The organism is Saccharopolyspora rosea, from assembly GCF_025643595.1.
In the GTDB taxonomy this organism is placed as follows: Bacteria; Actinomycetota; Actinomycetes; order Mycobacteriales; family Pseudonocardiaceae; genus Saccharopolyspora; species Saccharopolyspora rosea.
Genome location: NZ_CP102826.1, coordinates 5,751,534 through 5,769,799, shown reverse-complemented (window position 1 = coordinate 5,769,799; position 18,266 = coordinate 5,751,534). Strand labels below are relative to the sequence as shown.

At 72.4% G+C, this 18,266-nt stretch carries 22 protein-coding genes; 11 read left to right on the top strand and 11 right to left on the bottom strand.

Going from position 1 to position 18,266, the window contains the following annotated elements; translation table 11 throughout:
• Positions 1-2 precede the first annotated feature (2 nt).
• The 7 genes from NV263_RS26755 to NV263_RS26730 all read right to left on the bottom strand — a co-directional run bounded on the left by NV263_RS26755 (position 3) and on the right by NV263_RS26730 (position 5,797).
• On the bottom strand, positions 3-311 hold the full coding sequence (locus NV263_RS26755; protein ID WP_263249437.1) for a hypothetical protein: 309 nt from the start codon (positions 309-311) through the stop codon (positions 3-5).
• 264 nt (positions 312-575) lie between these two features.
• Positions 576-1,256, bottom strand: coding sequence for a DUF3558 domain-containing protein (locus NV263_RS26750; RefSeq protein ID WP_263249435.1), 681 nt, complete (start codon positions 1,254-1,256; stop codon positions 576-578).
• A 44-nt stretch (positions 1,257-1,300) separates the two neighbouring features.
• Positions 1,301-1,690, bottom strand: a complete 390-nt coding sequence (locus NV263_RS26745; protein ID WP_263249433.1) for a DUF1707 SHOCT-like domain-containing protein — start codon at positions 1,688-1,690, stop codon at positions 1,301-1,303.
• A 39-nt stretch (positions 1,691-1,729) separates the two neighbouring features.
• On the bottom strand, positions 1,730-3,493 hold the full coding sequence (locus tag NV263_RS26740) for an acetyl/propionyl/methylcrotonyl-CoA carboxylase subunit alpha (RefSeq protein ID WP_263249432.1): 1,764 nt from the start codon (positions 3,491-3,493) through the stop codon (positions 1,730-1,732).
• A 98-nt stretch (positions 3,494-3,591) separates the two neighbouring features.
• Complete coding sequence (locus NV263_RS26735) at positions 3,592-4,935, bottom strand: dicarboxylate/amino acid:cation symporter (RefSeq protein ID WP_263254392.1); 1,344 nt, start codon at positions 4,933-4,935, stop codon at positions 3,592-3,594.
• Between the two features lie 55 nt (positions 4,936-4,990).
• Complete coding sequence (locus NV263_RS30765; RefSeq protein WP_380760580.1) at positions 4,991-5,071, bottom strand: putative leader peptide; 81 nt, start codon at positions 5,069-5,071, stop codon at positions 4,991-4,993.
• Positions 5,072-5,161: 90 nt separating this feature from the next.
• On the bottom strand, positions 5,162-5,797 hold the full coding sequence (locus tag NV263_RS26730; RefSeq protein ID WP_263249431.1) for a Maf family protein: 636 nt from the start codon (positions 5,795-5,797) through the stop codon (positions 5,162-5,164).
• Positions 5,798-5,911: 114 nt separating this feature from the next.
• Between NV263_RS26730 and NV263_RS26725 the strand changes: the two genes are divergently transcribed.
• Genes NV263_RS26725 through NV263_RS26710 form a run of 4 tightly spaced genes read left to right on the top strand, consistent with a single transcriptional unit; the run spans position 5,912 to position 8,861 of the window.
• Positions 5,912-6,757: a biotin--[acetyl-CoA-carboxylase] ligase gene (locus NV263_RS26725; protein WP_263249430.1), complete on the top strand. Its 846-nt coding sequence runs from the start codon at positions 5,912-5,914 to the stop codon at positions 6,755-6,757.
• Between the two features lie 36 nt (positions 6,758-6,793).
• Positions 6,794-7,306, top strand: a complete 513-nt coding sequence (locus tag NV263_RS26720) for a PH domain-containing protein (RefSeq protein ID WP_263249429.1) — start codon at positions 6,794-6,796, stop codon at positions 7,304-7,306.
• Positions 7,306-8,259: a hydroxymethylglutaryl-CoA lyase gene (locus NV263_RS26715; protein WP_263249428.1), complete on the top strand. Its 954-nt coding sequence runs from the start codon at positions 7,306-7,308 to the stop codon at positions 8,257-8,259. Before NV263_RS26720 ends, NV263_RS26715 begins: the two co-directional genes overlap by 1 nt.
• A complete protein-coding gene (locus NV263_RS26710) occupies positions 8,256-8,861 on the top strand; it encodes an adenosylcobinamide amidohydrolase (RefSeq protein WP_263249426.1) in 606 nt (201 codons plus the stop codon). The genes NV263_RS26715 and NV263_RS26710 overlap by 4 nt, the downstream gene beginning before the upstream one ends.
• Before the next feature lie 253 nt (positions 8,862-9,114).
• Here NV263_RS26710 and NV263_RS26705 read toward each other — a convergent pair whose 3' ends face one another.
• Together NV263_RS26705 and NV263_RS26700 are read right to left on the bottom strand one after the other, a co-directional pair.
• On the bottom strand, positions 9,115-9,561 hold the full coding sequence (locus NV263_RS26705; RefSeq protein ID WP_263249425.1) for a MaoC family dehydratase: 447 nt from the start codon (positions 9,559-9,561) through the stop codon (positions 9,115-9,117).
• A 227-nt stretch (positions 9,562-9,788) separates the two neighbouring features.
• Entirely contained in the window at positions 9,789-10,718 is a 930-nt protein-coding gene (locus tag NV263_RS26700; RefSeq protein ID WP_263249424.1) for an NADP-dependent oxidoreductase, read from the bottom strand.
• Between the two features lie 95 nt (positions 10,719-10,813).
• Between NV263_RS26700 and NV263_RS26695 the strand changes: the two genes are divergently transcribed.
• From NV263_RS26695 to NV263_RS26670, 6 genes are all read left to right on the top strand, one after another.
• Positions 10,814-11,203, top strand: a complete 390-nt coding sequence (locus tag NV263_RS26695) for a winged helix-turn-helix transcriptional regulator (RefSeq protein ID WP_263249423.1) — start codon at positions 10,814-10,816, stop codon at positions 11,201-11,203.
• Positions 11,204-11,680: 477 nt separating this feature from the next.
• The gene (locus NV263_RS26690) at positions 11,681-12,139 is read left to right on the top strand and encodes a YbaB/EbfC family nucleoid-associated protein (protein ID WP_263249421.1); all 459 of its coding nucleotides are present in this window, start codon (positions 11,681-11,683) and stop codon (positions 12,137-12,139) included.
• 2 nt (positions 12,140-12,141) lie between these two features.
• Complete coding sequence (locus NV263_RS26685) at positions 12,142-12,462, top strand: hypothetical protein (RefSeq protein WP_263249419.1); 321 nt, start codon at positions 12,142-12,144, stop codon at positions 12,460-12,462.
• A gap of 5 nt (positions 12,463-12,467) precedes the next feature.
• Positions 12,468-14,507, top strand: a complete 2,040-nt coding sequence (locus NV263_RS26680; protein ID WP_263249417.1) for a glycohydrolase toxin TNT-related protein — start codon at positions 12,468-12,470, stop codon at positions 14,505-14,507.
• Entirely contained in the window at positions 14,504-14,809 is a 306-nt protein-coding gene (locus tag NV263_RS26675; RefSeq protein ID WP_263249415.1) for a hypothetical protein, read from the top strand. Before NV263_RS26680 ends, NV263_RS26675 begins: the two co-directional genes overlap by 4 nt.
• A 133-nt stretch (positions 14,810-14,942) precedes the next feature.
• Positions 14,943-16,676 carry a DUF2339 domain-containing protein gene (locus NV263_RS26670; RefSeq protein WP_263249414.1) on the top strand — a complete coding sequence of 578 codons (1,734 nt, stop codon included), beginning with the start codon at positions 14,943-14,945 and terminating at the stop codon, positions 16,674-16,676.
• Here NV263_RS26670 and NV263_RS26665 read toward each other — a convergent pair.
• Together NV263_RS26665 and NV263_RS26660 are read right to left on the bottom strand one after the other, a co-directional pair.
• Complete coding sequence (locus NV263_RS26665) at positions 16,651-16,839, bottom strand: DUF397 domain-containing protein (protein ID WP_263249413.1); 189 nt, start codon at positions 16,837-16,839, stop codon at positions 16,651-16,653. The two genes, NV263_RS26670 and NV263_RS26665, sit on opposite strands and share 26 nt — an antisense overlap.
• Complete coding sequence (locus tag NV263_RS26660) at positions 16,832-17,674, bottom strand: helix-turn-helix domain-containing protein (RefSeq protein WP_263249411.1); 843 nt, start codon at positions 17,672-17,674, stop codon at positions 16,832-16,834. The genes NV263_RS26665 and NV263_RS26660 overlap by 8 nt, the downstream gene beginning before the upstream one ends.
• A 165-nt stretch (positions 17,675-17,839) precedes the next feature.
• Between NV263_RS26660 and NV263_RS26655 the strand changes: the two genes are divergently transcribed.
• Positions 17,840-18,106: a hypothetical protein gene (locus NV263_RS26655; RefSeq protein WP_263249410.1), complete on the top strand. Its 267-nt coding sequence runs from the start codon at positions 17,840-17,842 to the stop codon at positions 18,104-18,106.
• Positions 18,107-18,266: the final 160 nt, after the last annotated feature.

Genomic DNA, 18,266 nt, shown 5'->3' with positions numbered 1-18,266 from the left:
GCTCAGCAGTCCCCGCCGATGGTCGACGCGCTGTCGCCGTCGATCCGCTGGTACTGGCGGTTGGCGCGCTGCAGCGACTCGGCGGCGGCCTGCAACTGGTCGCGGTAGCCGCACAGCGCGGTCAGCGCGTCGTCGTGGCCGCCGAGCGAGCGCTGGTTGAACTCCTCGGCCGCTCCCGAGCTCACCGGGTCGCCCGCCCACGGGCGGATGCGGAGCTCGGTGATCGCGTGCTCGATCTGCAGCCCGACCGAGTCCAGCGACGTTTGCAGCGCGTCGACCAGCCGCGGGATCGCGGTCGGCTCGACCTGCACGGAACCTCCGGACGGTCCCGGCAGCGGTCCGGGCCCGTCGCCCGGCGAAGAACTGAGCGGCACTTGTTTCCCCTCCCACAGGTGGGAGCCCGCTGCGGAAGCGGGCTCCAGGCGCTTGAGCGCTCGACCGGGCGGCCGGTCACCTCGGCGAGCTCCGAAACGTCCGCCGATCACTGTAGTCACCAATCGTCACGCTGGGGAGTGCTCCAATCGCGGTGAGTACCGCGCCGGAGCGGTCCACCCGGTGTCGGTGCGTGTCCGGGATCACCGGTGCGGCTCGGACGTTCGTGGCGACGTGGTCGACGTCTTCGGACTGGACGTCTCCGCGGTCGCGGGGTTGCGCAGCGTCGCCACGGTGTCCTCGGCGACGTGCTGCGCCCCGGCGCACAGCAGGTCCACCGGTGGTGGCGGCTGGCCCCCGTCGTCCCGGTAGAGGATGTCCAGGTGCTGGCCGTCCGCCACGTCGACGGCGACGTTGCAGGACAGGTCCAGTCCCGGGGTCTTGATCACCAGGGCGGGGAAGCCGTCGACCACGACCGGAGTCGCCTCCACCTGCGCGGTGTCGTCGGTCCACACCCCCATGCCCTCGGTGGTGATCAGCGCCAGGCGGGCGCCCACCTTGGCGGTGGTGTTGCGGTAGCTGCACGTGGCGGCGTCGCCGAACCCGGCCTCGGAGTTCGGGATCGGATCGCGGTCGAATCCGAGCTGGTCGCGCTGGTCGGAGGTCAGCAGCTCGCAGGGGTCGAGGTGGTCGAGCGGGATCGCGTACGGGCGCGGCGGCAACGGCGGGGGAGCGCTGGTCGTCGGCGGCAGTGGCGGCGGCGCCGGAGCTGCCGTGTCGGCCTTCCGCTGCGACTGCCACAGGCCACAGCCGGTGAGGACGAGCGTCGCGGCGGCCAGCACCGCACCCAGCCTCCGCCCACCGGTGATCCGCGAACTGTGCATGGCCTTCACCGTAACCGGGTGATCTCCCGGCCCGGGGCGGCGACTCACCGGCGCGAGGAGAACCAGAACACCGCCAGCAGCGGTACCAGCAGCGGCAGCGCGAACTGCTTGGCGATCACGACGAGCAGCACCACCATCGCGGCCGCGCACACCAGCAGCACGACGCGGCCGCCGATGCGCTGGGCGTCGGCGGAGGGGCGCGGGGTGCGGGCCGGGGTGGGCACCGCCGGGTCCTCGGGGTGCGGCGCGGGCAGGTCCTCGAACAGCGCGTCGACTTCGGAGGCGAAGCGGGCGGCGGCGGCCAGCCGGCAGCGCTCGTCGTACTCGTGGACCTCCAGCCGCCCGGCCGTGAAGTGCTCCCCGAGCAGCGTCATCGCGCGTTCCCGCTCCGGATCCCCGATCCGGAGGTCCTTGCCGCGACGGCCCTTGTCCACACCGCCATCGTACGTTCGCCGCGGCCTCGGCGGATGCGCTCATTCCCGGAGTTCGCAGAGGGGTGCGCCCTGCGCGACGGGGTCGCCGGGTTGGGCGGTGAGACCGGTGACGGTGCCGTCCTTGTGCGCGGTGACGGGGTTCTCCATCTTCATCGCTTCCAGGACGGCGATGAGGTCTCCGGTCGCGACCCGTTGGCCGTCGGTGACGGCGATCTTGACGATGGTGCCCTGCATCGGCGCGGTGACCGCGTCGCCCGAGGTGGTCGGGGTCCGGCCGCTCGTTCGCCTGCGGGGTTCGGCGCGTCCCGGGTTGTTCCCGGTGGCGGCGGTGAACCGGGCGGGGAGGGAGACTTCCAGTCGCCGGCCGCCGACTTCGACGGTGATGGTCTGCCGGTCCGGGGCCGGTGCGGGTTCGGTTCCGCCGGTGTGGGGTTCGATGGTGTTGTCGAACTCGGTCTCGATCCACCGGGTGTGCACGGTGAACCCGTCCTCACCGGTGAACGCCGGATCCCGCACGACCGCCCGGTGGAACGGCACCACGGTGGGCAGGCCCTCCACCACCAGCTCGTCCAGCGCCCGCCGGGACCGCTCCAGCGCCTGCCGCCGATCCGCCCCGGTGACGATCAGCTTGGCCAGCATCGAGTCGAACTGGCCCCCGATGACGCTGCCGGTCTCCACGCCCGAGTCGACCCGCACCCCGGGCCCGGCCGGGGCCTGCCACCGGGTCACCGTGCCCGGTGCGGGCAGAAAACCCCGCCCGGCGTCCTCGCCGTTGATCCGGAACTCGATCGCGTGCCCCCGCGGCCGCGGGTCCTCGCTGATCGCCAGCCGTTCCCCGGCGGCGATGCGGAACTGCTCGCGCACCAGGTCGATCCCCGCGGTCTCCTCCGACACCGGGTGCTCGACCTGCAACCGCGTGTTGACCTCCAGGAACGAGATCGTGCCGTCCTGGCCCACCAGGAACTCCACCGTCCCCGCCCCGTGATACCCGGCCTGCGCGCAAATCGCCCGCGCCGCCTCGTGAATCGTGCGCCGCTGCTCCTCGCCCAGAAACGGCGCCGGGGCCTCCTCCACGAGCTTCTGGTGCCGCCGCTGCAACGAACAATCCCGGGTGCCCACCACCACGACCGCGCCGTGCCGATCGGCCACCACCTGCGCCTCCACGTGCCGCGGCCGATCCAGGTACCGCTCCACGAAGCACTCGCCCCGACCGAAGGCGCCCTCGGCCTCCCGCACCGCCGAGGAGAACAACTCCGGGATCTCCTCCACCGTGCGGGCCACCTTCAACCCCCGGCCACCCCCACCGAACGCCGCCTTGATCGCCACCGGCAACCCGTGCCGCTCGGCGAAGGCCACCACCTCGTCCGCACCCGACACGGGGTCCTGCGTGCCCGGCACCAACGGCGCCCCCGCCCGCATCGCGATGTGCCGAGCCGTGACCTTGTCCCCCAGATCCCGGATCGCCTGCGGCGACGGACCCACCCACACCAGGCCCGCATCGATCACCGCCTGCGCGAACTCCGCGTTCTCCGACAAGAACCCGTACCCCGGATGCACCGCATCCGCCCCCGACCGCCGCGCCGCGTCCACGACCTTGCCGATGTCCAGGTACGACTCACCCGCCGTGACCCCGCCCAGCGCGAACGCCTCGTCCGCCAGCCGCACGAACGGCGCATCCGCGTCGGGCTCGGCGTAGACGGCGACGCTGGAAACGCCCTCGTCCCGGCACGCCCGGACCACCCGCACCGCGATCTCCCCGCGGTTGGCGACCAGGACCTTGCGCAGCGGCGTCGGCTCGGGCACGCGGCACCTCCCGGGTGGCGGTTCTCCGGTCGAGTATCCCTCCGCCGAACGCGGCGCGGCCCACCCCGCACCGGGGTGGGCCGCTGGGTCCGCGCAGGTCAGGCGTTGGCGAGTTCGCGTTCTTCGGCGAGCAGCGGCGGGGCGCTGCGCTCGGCGAGCACCTCGTCGTCGAGGATGCCCTCGCTGCGGGCGACCACCACCGGGACGACGATCTGGCCCGCCACGTTGGTGGCGGTGCGCATCATGTCCATGATCGGGTCCACGGCGTAGGCGATGGCGATGCCGGTGGCCACGGCCGCGGGCGGGAAGCCCAGGGCACCGACGGTCAGCGTCAGCATGGTGAACCAGCCGGTGACCCCGGCGGTGGCGATCGAACCGAACACCGCGACCGCGACGATCGTCAGGTACTGGGCGGGCCCGAGGTGGATGTTGAACAGGTTGGCGATGAAGATCGACCCGATCGCCGGGTAGATCGCCGCGCAACCGTCCATCTTGGTGGTGCTCGCCAACGGCACGGCGAAGCTGGCGTACGAGGGCTGGACCCCCAGGTTCTCGGCGGTCTGCCGGCTCATCGGCAGGCTGGCGCTGGAGGAGCGGGAGACGAACGCGAACTGCAGCACCGTCCACGCCTTCGCGAAGAACCGCACCGGGCTCACCTTCGCCGCGAACCGCAGCAGCAGCGGGTACACCGCGAACAGCACCAGCGCGCACGCCAGGTACGTGCCGCCGATCAGCTTCAGCAGCGGCACGAAGAACTCGTTGCCGTAGGTGGCGACCGCGTTGCCGACCAGGCCGAGCGTGCCGATCGGGGCCAGCCGGATGATCCAGCCGAGCACCCGCTGGATGACCTCGAACACCGACCGGTTGAACTCGACGAACGGCGCCGCCTTGTCCCCGAGGCTGTAGCTGGCCGCACCGATCAGCAGCGCGACGAACACCACCTGGAGCGTCTCGCCGTCGGCGAACGAGCTCACCAGGTTCTCCGGCACGAGGCCCTTGAGCAGGTCGAGCCAGGAGCCGTGGGTCTTCTTGCCGATCGCGGCGAGCTTGTCCGGGTCCGGTTCGATGACCAGTCCGTGCCCGGGCTGCAGCAGGCTGCCGACGGCCAGGCCGATGACCACGGCGATCAGCGAGGTGATCGCGAACCACAGCGCGGTCTTGCCGCCGAGCCGGGCGGCCGCGCGGCCGCCGCCGACCGAGCGGAGGCTGTTGATGCCGACCACGATCGCCGTGAAGATCAACGGCAGCACGGTGAACGTGAGCAGCTTGGTGAACGTCGAGCCGACGGTGTCGAGCGCGGTGATCAGCCACTGCGCGTCGGTGGCCTTGGCGAGCCAGCCGAGCAGGGCGCCGAGCACCAGCGAGGCGACGACGGCGACGGCGAACAGCTTGGGGTTGAAGCGCGGCGCTCGCCGACGTTGTTCGGACGTGGACACAGGGATCTCCCGAAGTCGCGGACTGGCCGGTGCGGGGCTGCACCGGCGGCGGAGTTCCGGACTACGGACAGACGGCGCTGGCCTGCCGCCGCAGATCGACGTGCAGGCGCGAGGTCAGGTAGCAGCGCCGTGGAGTTCCCATCGCGGACAGTTGTAACCGCGAGGCACGAGCAACCCATCCAGGGGTAACCGAATTGTGTTTGTGTTCACGCGAGAGGAGGAATGCCTGATTTCAGCCCGCATTCGGCGTGCGCCACAGCGTGACGATGCCGACGCCGACGTCGGCGAGCAGCTTGCGGGTCAGCGGCAGGCTGATGCCGAGCACGCTGGACGGGTCGCCGTCGACGCCCTCCACGAACCAGCCGCCGAAACCCTCCAGCGTGAAACCGCCCGCGACGTGCAGCGGCTCGCCGGTGGCGACGTAGGCGTCGATCTCGGTGTCGGTCGGCTCGCCGAAGCGGACCGTGGTGCCCAGGTGCGCGCTGGTGCGGTCGACGACCTCGCCGTCGCGCAGCCGGACCACCGCGTGGCCGGTCAGCAGTTCACCGGTGCCGCCCGCGTTCTGCCGCCAGCGCTTCGCGGCGGCCTCGGCGGTGCCGGGCTTGCCGACGATCTCGCCGGTGCCGGTCAGCAGCATCGAGTCGCACCCCACGATCACCGCGTCCGGTTCGACGGCCGCGACGTCGCCGACGACGGCGTCCGCCTTGGCCTCGGCCAGCGCGGTCACCACCTCCGCCGGGGCCGGGTCGACCAGCGCGGCGGTCACGGCGTCCTCGTCGACGCCCGAGACCCGCACCAGCGGATCGATCCCGGCGGAACGCAGCACCGACAGCCGGGCGGGGGAAGCGGAAGCGAGCACGAAACGCACGCCCGCGATGGTAGAGCCGCCCGCGACCGCGCGGTCCCGGGAGTTCTCCCGCGAAACCGGCACCCGCCCTCCGCCCCAGGTCGAGGCGCTGCGCCGGGCTCCTAGGCTGGGGTGGTGACGACTCCTGTGCTGTTGGACGCCGAGCGGTTGCGGGCTCGGGTCGTGCCGAACGGGCCCTACGCGGCGTTGGACGTGGTGACCGCGACGGGCTCCACCAATTCGGACCTGGTGTCCGCCGCCGGGCGGGGCGCGGTGGACCGCACCGTGCTGATCGCCGAGGAGCAGTTCGCCGGCCGCGGGCGGCTGCAACGGCAGTGGTCGTCACCGCGCGGGGCCGGGCTGCACATGAGCATCCTGCTGCGGCCGAACGTCCCGCCCGCGCAGATCGCCTGGCTGCCGCTGATCGCCGGAGTGGCGCTCGCCGAGACCGTGACCCGGACCACCGGCATCACCGCCGCCCTGAAGTGGCCGAACGACCTGCTGCTCGGCGAGCCCGACGAGTGGCGCAAGGGCGCCGGGATCCTCGCCGAGGCGATCACCGACCCGAGCGGGACCGCGATCGTCCTCGGCATGGGCGTCAACGTGCACCAGCGGCGCGAGGACCTGCCCGCCCGCCCGGACGGGCTGCCCGCGACGTCGCTGGCCGCCGAGGGCGCCGAGGTGGACCGCGAGGAGTTCACCGCCGCGCTGCTGCTGGCGTTCGCCGAGCTCGACGAGCTGTGGCGGCGCGACGGCGGTGACGTCGTCGGGTCCGGCCTGCTCGACCGCTACCGGCGGCTGTGCGGCACCCTCGGCCGGCAGGTCCGCGTCGAACTCGGCGCGGACGAGCAGCTGCTCGGCACCGCGGTCGACGTCGACGAGCAGGGCCGGCTGGTGGTCCGCGGCGCGGACGGCACCACGACGTCGGTGTCCGCGGGTGACGTGGTGCACCTGCGCCCGGCCGGACCACCGGTACCGTGATCGGCGACGCTGCGACGGGCTGAGGAGGAATGTCCGGTGGCCTACCCGGAAGGGCTGCTCGGCGAGGACGAGCACGTGATCGTCCACAAGCATCCGCACTGGAAGATGCTGGTGCTACCGGTGCTGATCTTGTTCGTCGTGGTCGGTGGGGGTTCCTACCTCGCGGCACTGGCCGCGGCCACCGGCTGGCGGATGATCGCCTGGGTCGGACTGGCCGTGGTCGGCGCGGTGCTGATCATCTGGTTCACGCTGGCCCCGCTGGTGCGCTGGCGGACCACGCACTTCGTGGTCACCACGCACCGGCTGATGGTCCGCGAGGGCGTGTTCACGCGGTCCGGCATCGACATCCCGATGTCCCGGATCAACTCGGTGCGCTTCCGGCACGGCCTGCTGGACCGCCTGGTCGGCTGCGGCACGCTGATCGTCGAATCGGCCTCCGACGAGCCGTTGGAGTTCGACGACATCCCGAACGTCGAGCAGGTGCACACCTTGCTCTACCGCGAGGTCAACGACGATCCTCGGGACGACTGGGATTGGGAGGAGCGCTGATGGGGCCGCGCGAACTCGGGCTGCCGATGCAGGTGGTGCCGCCGGAGCCGTTCCAGCTCCCGGCCGCCGTGACGATCTGGGAGGTCGGTCCGCGCGACGGGCTGCAGAACGAGCAGGAGATCGTGCCGCTCGACGTGAAGCTGGAGTTCCTGCACCGCCTCGCCGACGCCGGTCTCGCGGTGGTGGAGACGACCAGCTTCGTCCGCCCCGAATGGGTCCCGCAGCTGGCCGACGCCGCCGAACTCCTCGACGGGCTCCAGCGCACCCCCGGCGTGCGCTACCCGGTGCTCGTGCCCAACTCGCGCGGGCTGGACCGCGCGCTGCAGGCCGGGGTGAGCGACGTCGCGATCTTCGCCTCCGCGACCGAGACGTTCACCCGGCGCAACCTCAACCGGGGACTCGACGAGCAGTTCGTCATGTTCGACCCGGTGGTGCGGCGGGCCGTCGCCGAGGGGCTGCGGGTGCGCGGTTACGTGTCGATGTGCTTCGGCGACCCCTGGGAGGGGCCGGTGGCCGTCGACCAGGTCGTCTCGGTGGGCAGGCGGCTGCTGGAGATGGGCTGCGACCAGCTGTCGCTGGGCGACACGATCGGCGTGGCGACGCCGGGTCACGTCGAGGCGCTGCTGCGCGCGTTCGCCACCTCCGGGATCGGGGTGGACCGGCTGGCCGTGCACTTCCACGACACCTACGGCCAGGCCCTGGCGAACACCCACGCCGCCCTGCGCGCCGGTGTGTCCACTGTGGATTCGTCGGCGGGTGGCCTGGGCGGCTGCCCGTACGCGAAGTCGGCGACCGGCAACCTCGCCACCGAGGACCTGGTCTGGATGCTCGACGGGCTGGGCATCGAGCACGGCGTGGACCTGGGCGCACTCGTCGAGACCAGCCGCTGGATGGCCGAGCGGCTGGGACGTCCGAGCCCGTCCCGGGTGGTCCGGGCGCTCGCGGCGTCGTGACCGCGCCGCTGCTGCGGTCGGTCGGCGGACACCCGGTGCTGGTGTGGCGCTGCGGCGGACCCCGGCTGGCGATCTCCTCGGCGCCGCACGGCGGCGGCATCGGCCTGCGCTCGTGGGTGCTCAACGCCACCGTGCCCCGGGGCTACGACCACCCCGACCCGGCCGGGCACGTCGCCGAGATGGCCGCCGAGCTGGGCCTGCCCGGCGACGGTGTCGGGTTGCTGACCGCGGTCGACGTGCGCCACGAGGTCACCTCCGTCGACAGCGGCGTGCGGGTGAGCGTCACCACGGGCGTCGACGAGGCCATCTGGGCCGCCGCGCCCGAGGAGTGCGCCGCGTGGCGCCCGGGCACGATCAACGCGGTGTGCTGGTCACCGGTCCGGCTCAGCGAGGGCGCGCTGGTCAACGCGATCGCCACGGTGGCCGAGGCCAAGGCGCAGGCGCTGGTCGAGGCGGGGCTGGACGGGACGGGAACCGTCACCGACGCAGCGGTCGTGCTCTGCCCGCCCGACGGCGACGCCGAACCCTACGGCGGCCCGCGCTCCCGCATCGGCGCGGCCCTCGCGCGGGCCGTGCACGCCGCCGTGGCCGCCGGGCTCTGAGCGCCTGTCTTCGAACTCGCAGTGGACTTCGGGGCACTCCCCGGCGAGGGAGTGTTTCGGAAGTGCTTTGCGTGGCGGTGCCGGTGGCGGAACCTCAGCGGCCGTCTCGGCTCCGGGAGCCCCTCCTGATGTATGTCCAATACACGGCGTCGGGGCTGTCCTCGCGAGACGACCGCTGAGAACCCGCGGCGGTGCAAGTGGCGAGACCGCTCACCGAAACAGAAAGCGGCTGACGCCGCTTATAAAACACTCCCTAGTGGTCGCGGGTGCCGAAGAGGCCGACGAAGCTGAAGCGCAGCACCCTGTCCGCGCCGCGGTCGGCGGTGCCGGTGAGCTCCACCAGTCCCAGGCCCGGTTTGCTCCGCGAGCGGCGGCGTCCGGTGACCTCCAGCTGGAAGTGCAGCACGTCGCCCGGGAACACCGGGGCGCTCCAGCTCAGCTCGTTGCCGCCGGGCGAGCCCTGCGACGTCGAATCGGCCAGCACGTGGTCGACGTAGGCGCGCATCCACAGCGACGCGGTGTACCAGCCCGAGGCGCACAGCCCGCCGAGCACCGACTTCCGGCCCGCCTCCTCGTCGAGGTGGAACGGCTGCGGGTCGAAGCGGCGCGCGAACTCCAGCATCTCGGCGCGGTCGATCTCGACCTTGCCGAGGTCGAAGGTCCTGCCCGGTTCGAAGTCCTCGTACGCGATCGCGGCCATCGGCCCATCCTCGCACCGGCCGCGCGCACCCCGGCACCGGAGGGGGCGGCGGTCTGGAGAAAACCGGCCTCGGGGAACATCGGTACAGCGGTTATCGGTGAGAACGATCATGGTCAGCGCTCCGAGACGTGGGCTTCATCGCCGCTCTGCCACCCGACGACGAAGACGAGATCACCTCTGTCACCAATGCCGCTGCAGCCGCGCTCACGCGAGGCTGCTCGACGGGATCAGAGGGTGAGGACGAGCTTGCCCTGGAGGTGACCGCTGTCGAGCAGCCGATGCGCGTCGACGACGTGCTCGAAGGGGAACGTCTCCTGCACGTGGACCCGGAGCTTTCTCCGTTCGACGAGGTCGATGAGGCCGCGCAGGGCGACCGGGTCGGGGTCGACTGCGATACCGCTGAAGCGCATGCCCGCCGCCTCGTACTTGGCGATGAGCTCCGGGGCGTCCTCGGCGGTTGCCGTCACCAGGTGACCGCCAGGGCGGAGCACTCCGAGGGACCGCTCTGCGGTGTCGCCGCCGATCGTGTCGAGCACGACGTCGATGTCGCGGACCGCGTCGGTGAAGTCGACCGCCGTGTAGTCGATCACTTCATCGGGGCCGAACCCTTCGACGAACTCCCGCTTGCTCCCGCTGGCGGTCGTGATCACGTGCGCGCCAAGGGCTTTCGCGATCTGGATCGCGACGTGGCCGACCCCGCCGCCACCGCCGTGGACCAGGACGCGATCGCCCTCGGTGACGCCGGCGAGGTCGACGAGCCCCTGCCACGCCGTCAGCCCGACGATCGGAAGCGCGGAGGCTTCAACGTGGGAGAGCGAGGCCGGCTTGCGTGCCAGGTGCAGCGCCGGCGCTGATACAAATTCGGCGTACGCGTTCGCCGGTCGCGGGAACAGCGGCATCCCGAACACCTCGTCGCCGGGCCTGAACCGCCACGTCTGCGGTGACTCCTCGACCACGCCGCTGATGTCCCAGCCGAGGATGAACGGTGGCCGGCCGATCAGCGGGAACTCGCCGGCGCGCAGGCGCGCCTCCAGCGGGTTCAGCCCGATCGCCTTGACGCGGACGAGCACCTCGGTCGGGAGGGGCTGGGGCTCGGGCGCGTCCACGATGGTGAGCACCTCGGGACCGCCGAGCGTCTGCTGGGTGATGACTCGCATGACTCTCCTAGCTTGGGAAGGGGGAGAGATTCCAGGCTAGATTTCCGATAGGAACCAGCAGGTACCTTGAGGAACCAGCAGGTACCTTTGGCGCCATGAGCGGTTTCGGTCCCGGTGATTCCTTTCTCGCCGACTGTCCGGCGCGTCTGGCGGTCGAGCTGATCGCCGACAAGTGGACGGTGGTCGTGCTCGCCGGCCTCAGCAAGGGCCCGGTGCGTCATGGCGAGCTGCTCAAGCTGATCGGCGACATCTCCCGCAAGATGCTCACCCAGACGCTCCGACGACTTGAGGCGCACGGACTCGTCCGCCGCCACGCCTACGCCGAGGTGCCGCCCCGCGTCGAATACGAGCTCACCCCGCTCGGGGCGACGCTGATCGATCCGATCCACACGCTGACCGAGTGGGCGAGAGCAAACGGCGAGGCAGTGCTCGATGCACTCGACGCCGATCCCGAGCCGGTCGCCCAGGGCGCACCGGGCCGATAGGAGCGGCCGAGAGGGCACTCAGTGCCCTGACCGGGGCCCAGTAGCTGAGGCGGACAGCCGAAGTGCGCTCGTACCGCCACACGACGGCCTTGATGAGTCCTGTCCAGTCACGTCGTCGTCCTCGTCCAGGTCGCAGCAGGTCGTAGGCGCGGACCTGGTTGGTGACCAGGGAACCGGCGACCTTCAGCATGTCCGGCCACTGGATGATCACCTTGTTGAGGTCCACGCGGTTGCGCGCGAGGTCCTCCACCGCGCCGTACGTGCCCGTCTCGACGCGTTTCACCGAACCCCAGCGGTGAAGTGGAACACTGTGCTGGACGACTGTGATCGTGCTCACCGATAACCGCTGTACCGATGTTCCCCGAGACCGAAAACCCCGCGCGCGTGGAACCATCCCTGCCCCGGCGGCGTCGAAGTCGTGGCCACCCGGTCCGCGCCCGCCCCACCGACCAGTCCGCGAGCTACAGGAGAGCGGCCGTGCCCAGCGATCACCGAGCCGAGGTCGAAGAACTGCTGGCGGACTACCGCCGCAGCCGCGAACGCCTCGCGGCGACCCGGGAGGAACTGTCGGCCATCACCGAGACCGCCTCCGCCGAGGGCGTGCGGGTCACCGTCGGACCGCAGGGCGCGCTGCGGGACCTGGTGCTCGCCGACGACGCGTACCAGCGGCACCGCCCGGACCAGCTCGCCGCGCTCATCGTCCGGCTGACCTCGGACGCCGCGCGGTCCGCGGCCCGCCGGGCGGCGGACGTGCTCGCCGAGGTGCTCCCCGAGGACGCGGATCCGGCGCTGCTGCTGGGCGGACACACCGACAGCGAGTCGGAAGCGGTGCGCCGCAACGGTTCGCGCGGCGTGGACGACAATGTCAACGACAGCGCCGAGGAGGACTTCTCCGACGCGAGCTGGTTGCAGCAGGGCCCGGCGGAACGGACGTGACCATGAGCGGTTTCCACGCGGACATCGGTCGGCTGGCCGCGAAGGCGGGCGAGTTCGACGAGCACGCGGCGAAGGCCCAGCGGATCGCCGACGCGCTGCGCGCCGCCGTGGAATCCGCCGGTGACTGCTGGGGCCACGACGAGGTCGGCGAGGGCTTCGCCCGCGCGCACTGCCCGGCCGCGCGCCGGGCGATGGACGAACTCGGCGAGATTCCGGGGCGGCTGCGGGGAATCGGCGCGAAGTTCGCCGCGACGGCGCGGACCCACCAGCAGGCCGACGCCGAGGGAGCCGGCGAGATCGGCCGGAGCGCGGGACAGGGGTGAGGGGCATGGGCATCGAACTTCCCGCGGAACTCCGCGACGTGGCGGCGAAGGCCGGCGCCCGCTGGCCGGAGGCGGACGAGGACCGCATGCGGCAGTCGGCGGCGGCGTGGCGGGAGGCGGCGGCGTCGCTCGACTCGCTCGCCGGGGACGCCGACGGCACCGCGCAGGACGCGCTGCGCGCCGTGCAGGGCGAGGCCGCGCAGGCGGCGCGCCGGGAGTGGAACGGGCTCGTCGGCGAGGACGGCCCGCTGCCGTCGACGGCCCGGCAGTGCCGCGCCGCGGCCGACCGGCTGGAGCACGCCGCCGACCAGGTCGGCGCGACGAAGGTGCGGATCGTGCGGGAACTCGTGGCGCTGGCCAAGAACACCGACGCCGCCGAGCAGGCCGCCGCCGCGGGGCATCCGCAGGCGCTGGCGTCCGTGGACTCGGCGGTCCGGGGCACGGCGGCCAACGTCGCCCGGCTGCACCACTCGCTCGCCGCGGACGTGGGCGTCGACGGCGCCGCCGCGGGGCAGTCCGGGCGCCACGGCCTGCTCGGCGGCGCGACGGGGCTGGCGAGCGGCGCGCTGGGCGGCGCCACCGGCGTCGCGGGAGGGTCCACTGCGGATGTCCAGCGGGCCGGTGCGGACGCGGTCTCCGGCGGTCTCGACGCGGTGCGGGAGACCGGCGGTGACATCGCCCGCGCGGCACCGGAGCCGGCGTCCGCTCCCGCGAACCCGGACGCCCCCACCTGGCGGGCGGACACCGAACACACCGGTCCGGTCCGGATCGACGAACCCGCCGCTGGTCGGCAGGTCGCCGACGCGGGCACCGGACCGATCCCCGCCGTCCGCGCGGACGGCACCCCGGCCTCCCGGCCGGGCTGGGCCGCCCCCGGCGAGGATCCGGCGTCCACCACCGCGCCGCACTCCGTGCACGCGGCGTGGGCCGCACCACCCGCCGCACCGTCCGGCGCGGCACCCGCACCGCCGCCACCCGGCGCTGCGCCGCCCGCGCAGCCGGGCTTCGCGCCACCTCCGGCGGCGGGCGGGCACGTCGGGCCGCCGCCCGGTGGCCAGCCGTCCGCGCCGCCCCAGGGCAGCGCCGCGCGCCCGCCGACCGGCGCGCCGCCGGGCGCTTTCGGCGGCGCGACGCGGCGGGCGCCGCAGGGACCGCAGCACCCCGTCCGGCAACCGTCGCAGCAGGCGTTCCCGCTGTCCCAGCGGTCGATGCGGCGGTCGCCGCTGCGCCCGCTCGCGGAACCGACGACGCCGCCGGGCGGTTCGCCGCAGCCGCAGGGCGAGCGGCGGCCGTTGCGGCAGGGCGGCCGGGGTTCGGACGCGGTCGCGTTCGTGCTGCACCAGTTCCCGATCGGATACCTGCCGGTCGCGGCGTCCGAGGCGAGCCGCCAGCTGCCCGCGCGCGGGGACGAACCGGACTCCTGCCGGAACTTCCCGCCGCAGGACCACCCGCGGGCGGACCTCGTCGACGACACCGACGCCCTGGAGCGGGTGCGATCGGCGGCGGTGTACGCGCGCGGTCCGGAACCGGACGAGCCGCAGCCCCTGCCCGACGAGCTGACCGCGCACCACGACCCGCTGGGCGAGCTCAGCGAACTGGAGTGGGAGCGCACCTACGCCACCGGGGACGGCGAGGGCTACGTGTGGCCGCCCGCCGAGGAGTTCCCGGAAGGCGGCGTGGAGGCCGGAGAACCCGTGGTGCTCCAACCGGACACGGTGCTGGACTGCCTCGGCGACGGCAGTGGACGGCTCGCCTTCTCCGCCGCGACGCCGTTCTCGCGCCGGTCGCAACCGCCGGAGTACGCCGAGCGCGCGTACCGGCGGTACCGGGTGATGCGCCCGCTGCCGGTGTGGCAGGCGGCCACCGCGCCGTGGTTCGGCCAGCCGGGCGGCGGCGTCCGCTACCGGACCACGTACCCGTTGCTGGACCTGGTGTCCCTCGGGTACGTGGTGGAGCTGACCCGGACCAGGGAGAACGCGGAAGCCCGGACGTTGCGCATCCCGCGCGAGGACGTCGCCGAAGCCGAGCAGGAGGACGCGCAGTGAACACCGAATCCGTGGTCGGCTGGTTGGAAGCCATGGGCGTGCCGTCCGAGCTGGTGTCGGTCGGCGCGGAGGCCGACGACGCGTGGTGCCTGGTGCGCGGCGAGGTCGACGGTGCCCCGGTCTGGGAGGTGTTCTGGCGGGAGCAGGGCAACCGCTACGACTGGGCCCGCTTCACCAGCGAGCAGGTGGCGTGCTTCTACCTGTTCGGCCGCCTCACCTGGACCCAGGCGTTGCGCGGCGTGGTGGGACCGGTCGACGTCACGCACACCCCGCCGCGCGGCACGCCGGCCCAGAAGCCGTGATCCGGTTTCGGACCGAAGGGGCTTGCGCGGTGCTGGAATTCGGGGGTGACGCCGCGCAGAACGAGTTCCGCGGCAGGTTCTGAGTAGGGCTACGCATGACAGGGGCGGTGGTGCGTGGACAGACTCGGGCGCCATGCAACCGCAGTCCGGCGAAGCACTCCAGGCGGTCGCGGGTGAGCTGCACGCCATCGGCCAACGTCTGACCCACCTGGCGGTCCTGCTCCAGCAGGAGACCCCGAGCCCGCACCTCGCGGAGCCGGGGCAGGCGCCCGAACCTCCGCGACCGGTGGAGGCGGAGCCGCACCCGGCGCAGCCCGCACCGCAGCGGCGGAAGTTCGGCGCGCGCTGGGAGCCGAGCCGCGTGCTGGCGTGGGGCGGTGCCGGGGTCACGCTGCTCGGCGTGGTGTTCCTGCTGGTCCTGGCCGCGCAGCAGGGCTGGCTCGGTCCCGGGTTGCGGGTCGGCGGCGGGGCCGTGCTCGGGGTCGTGCTGATCGCGAGCGGGTGGTGGTTGCACGCCCGCACCCCGCGCTCCGCCGGATTCGCGCTGGCCGCAACGGGTTTCGCCGCGCTGTACCTGGACGCCGTGGCGGCCACCTCGCTGTACGGCTACCTGCCGGTGTCCGGCGGGCTCGGGGCCGGCCTGGTCGTCGCGGTCGCCGGTCTGCTGCTGGCGGACCGCTGGCGGGCCCAGCCGCTGGCGGTCGGCGTGGTGCTCGGATGTGCCCTGTGCGCACCGCTGATCACCGGCGCGCCGACGTCGCTGCTGGTGGGTTTCCTGGTCCTGCTCCAGGTCGCCGCCGCGCCGGTCCAGCTGCGCCGCGGCTGGCGGGTGCTCGCGGTGGCGGCGGCCGTGCCGACGGTGCTGGCCGCGCTGGCGGCCGACCTGTGGGCGATGGTGCTGCCCGGCACGGGCGTGGTGGCCGCAGTGGTCCTCGCCTCGGCGGTGGGAGTGGCGATCGCGCTGGTCACGGCGTTCCTGCTGCCGGAACGCGCGGGCACGGCGGCTGGGCTGGTGGTGTCGGCCCCGGCTCCCGCACTGCTGGCGGCTCCGCTGCTGGAGCGCTCGGCGGCCGGGGCGCTCGCCGCCGGGGTGGCGGTCGTGCTCGCCGCGATCTGGGCGGTCGGCTGGTTCGTCCGGCCGGTCCGCGACCTGCTGGCGAAGCGGTTCACCGCCGCGTCCGGCGCCGTCGCCGCGGTCGCCGCCCTGCAAGCCACGATGACCGCCGTCGACGCCTCGGCGTGGGCGGCGGCGCTGCTCGTCGAAGCGCTGCTGCTGACGGTCGGCGCCCACCTGCTCCGCACTCCAGGACCGCTGCTCGGTGCGGTGTGCTACGCCGTGCTCGGCACGAGCGCGGCGCTGCGCACCGACACCCCTGTCTCAGCTCTCCTGACACACGTGTCCGGCCAGCGAATGCCCGGAGTCCTGGTCGGTGCGCTGATCGCCCTGGTCGCGATCGGCATCCCGGTCACCGCCGTGCGGGTCGGCAAGTTGCGGGAGCTGCCGGGCTCGGCGCCGCTGTGGTCGCTGTCCGGCCTGGTCGTGCTCTACGGCACCGCCAGCGCCACGATGGCGGCGTGCCTGCTGGTCCGCGACGACCGCACCGGTTTCCTCACCGGGCACATCCTCATCACCCTGTGCTGGGTGGTGGCCGCGATCGTCCTGCTGCTGCGCGGAGTCCGCGTCGCCCACCTGCGGATCGCGGGCATGGTCCTGCTCCCGGTCGCGCTGGCCAAGCTGCTGCTGTTCGACCTGGCGACCCTAGACGGCCTCGCCCGCGTCGTCGCCTTCCTCTGCGCGGGCCTGATCCTGCTGGCCGCCGGAGCCCGCTACACCCGAGCCCTCAGCCGCGAAAACGCCCGCTCCTGACCGCGTCCAGGAAGCTCCGCCACATCGCGGACGAGACGTGCAGCATGCCGCCGTCGGGGTCTTTGGAGTCCCGGACGGCGGTCGCGGCGGGCGACATGGCCACTTCGACGCAGTTGTGCACCGAGCCGCTGCGACTGCTCTTGCGCCATGTCCGCTCAGTCATCGTGGAGCCTTCCCAACGCGTCCTTGATCAAGCACGTTGAGTCTTGCTTGTCCAATGCGCAGTTGTCCAGATCTGTGCAGGCTTTCACAAACGGCTCGACATCGGCTGGTTCCGTGAGTGCCACGGCGAAGTATCGCGCCTCGGCGAAGACGTGCACGCTTCCGTCCGGTAGTTCGTAGAGGGAGAACGAACCGTCGAGTGCCGGGTGCGGACCGGCACCGAGCGGGATCACGCGCAGTGAGACGTTGTCGCGGCGCTGAACGACGAGCAGAGTTTCCAGCTGGTCCCGCAGCATGCGTGGCTCTCCCAACGTGCGGTGCAACACTGCTTCGTCGACGAAGAACGAGACAGCAGGGCCGTCAGGGCGTGACAGCACAGCCTGCCTACCCAATCGCGCCCCGACTCTGCTTTCCACGTCATGGCCCGGAACATCGGACATCGACATGAGCAATCGAGCGTATTCTGCGGTCTGCACCAGCCCAGGAACCACCGCGTTCTCCACACCAACGATCGAGAACGCTTCCTGCTCCAAGATCATCATGGTCGCTTGTTGGTCGGAAACCCGCGAAGCCAGTTCGAGCCAGGCGCTCTTGCTGCTCTTGCCTGCTCTCTCGACCAACAGGACCTTGTGTTCGCCAGTCACGCCGTAAAGCGCGCACAACGCAGCCACTTCGTCTCGTCCGGGGAGCCGCTGGCCTAGTTCCGTCCGGTTGACCGAGGACGGCGAGATGCCCAGCGCGTTGGCCACCGATCGTGTGGTCATTCCTGCCTTTTCTCGGAGTTTCCGCAGTTGCACTCCGAGTCCGATCTGGGACACGCGGCCGTTCTCGCTCATGGGCTGACCTTCCGTTTCATGCGTCACCGTGTCTCATCGGCGAGACGCCGTCGAAAGCAGGTTTCCCCTGACCAGCAATGTTTCAGATTCGATGGGACAAGATTAGCGAACTAATCTTCCGCGCAGAACTCACTGACCTGCAATTACTACGAAGGTAGGACGATCATGCTCGCGAATCCGTACCGGGATGGGACGCAGGAGGTCTACTGGATCGTCGGGGTCGGGTTGACCCGGCGCCACGCCACCGCGGTGCGTCCCGGTGCGCAGCCCGCCGGGGAGTGGATTCCGGCTGTCTGCGGGGTGTGCGTGCGGGTTCCGTTCGCGACGCCGCACGGTCGGCTGCCCCGGTCCGTCCTGGTGACCGAGCGGTGCCGGGAGTGCGGCGACATCGTCGCCGATCGCGGTTTCCGCGCTCGCGACTGGGATTTCTGAGTTCCTTCGACCCGGATCGGCGCGTCGCGTGCCCCCGACCCCCGCGCGCCGGTCCGTCGGCGACCGGTTCCCGCCGGAATCCTCCTCCGGTCGCCGAACCGGGGTGCGCGGGCCCGCGCGTGCGCCCGCGCACCCCGGTACAGCCCAGCCGGTGTCCGCT

What these genes read in the sequence shown, in the direction of transcription:
- NV263_RS26750 (WP_263249435.1), bottom strand. Translation starts at nt 1,256, where the DNA reads ATGCACAGTTCGCGGATCACCGGTGGGCGGAGGCTGGGTGCGGTGCTG.
- NV263_RS30765 (WP_380760580.1), bottom strand. Translation starts at nt 5,071, where the DNA reads ATGGGAACTCCACGGCGCTGCTACCTGACCTCGCGCCTGCACGTCGAT.
- NV263_RS26715 (WP_263249428.1), top strand. Translation starts at nt 7,306, where the DNA reads ATGGGGCCGCGCGAACTCGGGCTGCCGATGCAGGTGGTGCCGCCGGAG.
- NV263_RS26705 (WP_263249425.1), bottom strand. Translation starts at nt 9,561, where the DNA reads ATGGCCGCGATCGCGTACGAGGACTTCGAACCGGGCAGGACCTTCGAC.
- NV263_RS26700 (WP_263249424.1), bottom strand. Translation starts at nt 10,718, where the DNA reads ATGCGAGTCATCACCCAGCAGACGCTCGGCGGTCCCGAGGTGCTCACC.
- NV263_RS26695 (WP_263249423.1), top strand. Translation starts at nt 10,814, where the DNA reads ATGAGCGGTTTCGGTCCCGGTGATTCCTTTCTCGCCGACTGTCCGGCG.
- NV263_RS26685 (WP_263249419.1), top strand. Translation starts at nt 12,142, where the DNA reads ATGAGCGGTTTCCACGCGGACATCGGTCGGCTGGCCGCGAAGGCGGGC.
- NV263_RS26680 (WP_263249417.1), top strand. Translation starts at nt 12,468, where the DNA reads ATGGGCATCGAACTTCCCGCGGAACTCCGCGACGTGGCGGCGAAGGCC.
- NV263_RS26670 (WP_263249414.1), top strand. Translation starts at nt 14,943, where the DNA reads ATGCAACCGCAGTCCGGCGAAGCACTCCAGGCGGTCGCGGGTGAGCTG.
- NV263_RS26665 (WP_263249413.1), bottom strand. Translation starts at nt 16,839, where the DNA reads ATGACTGAGCGGACATGGCGCAAGAGCAGTCGCAGCGGCTCGGTGCAC.
- NV263_RS26660 (WP_263249411.1), bottom strand. Translation starts at nt 17,674, where the DNA reads ATGAGCGAGAACGGCCGCGTGTCCCAGATCGGACTCGGAGTGCAACTG.
- NV263_RS26655 (WP_263249410.1), top strand. Translation starts at nt 17,840, where the DNA reads ATGCTCGCGAATCCGTACCGGGATGGGACGCAGGAGGTCTACTGGATC.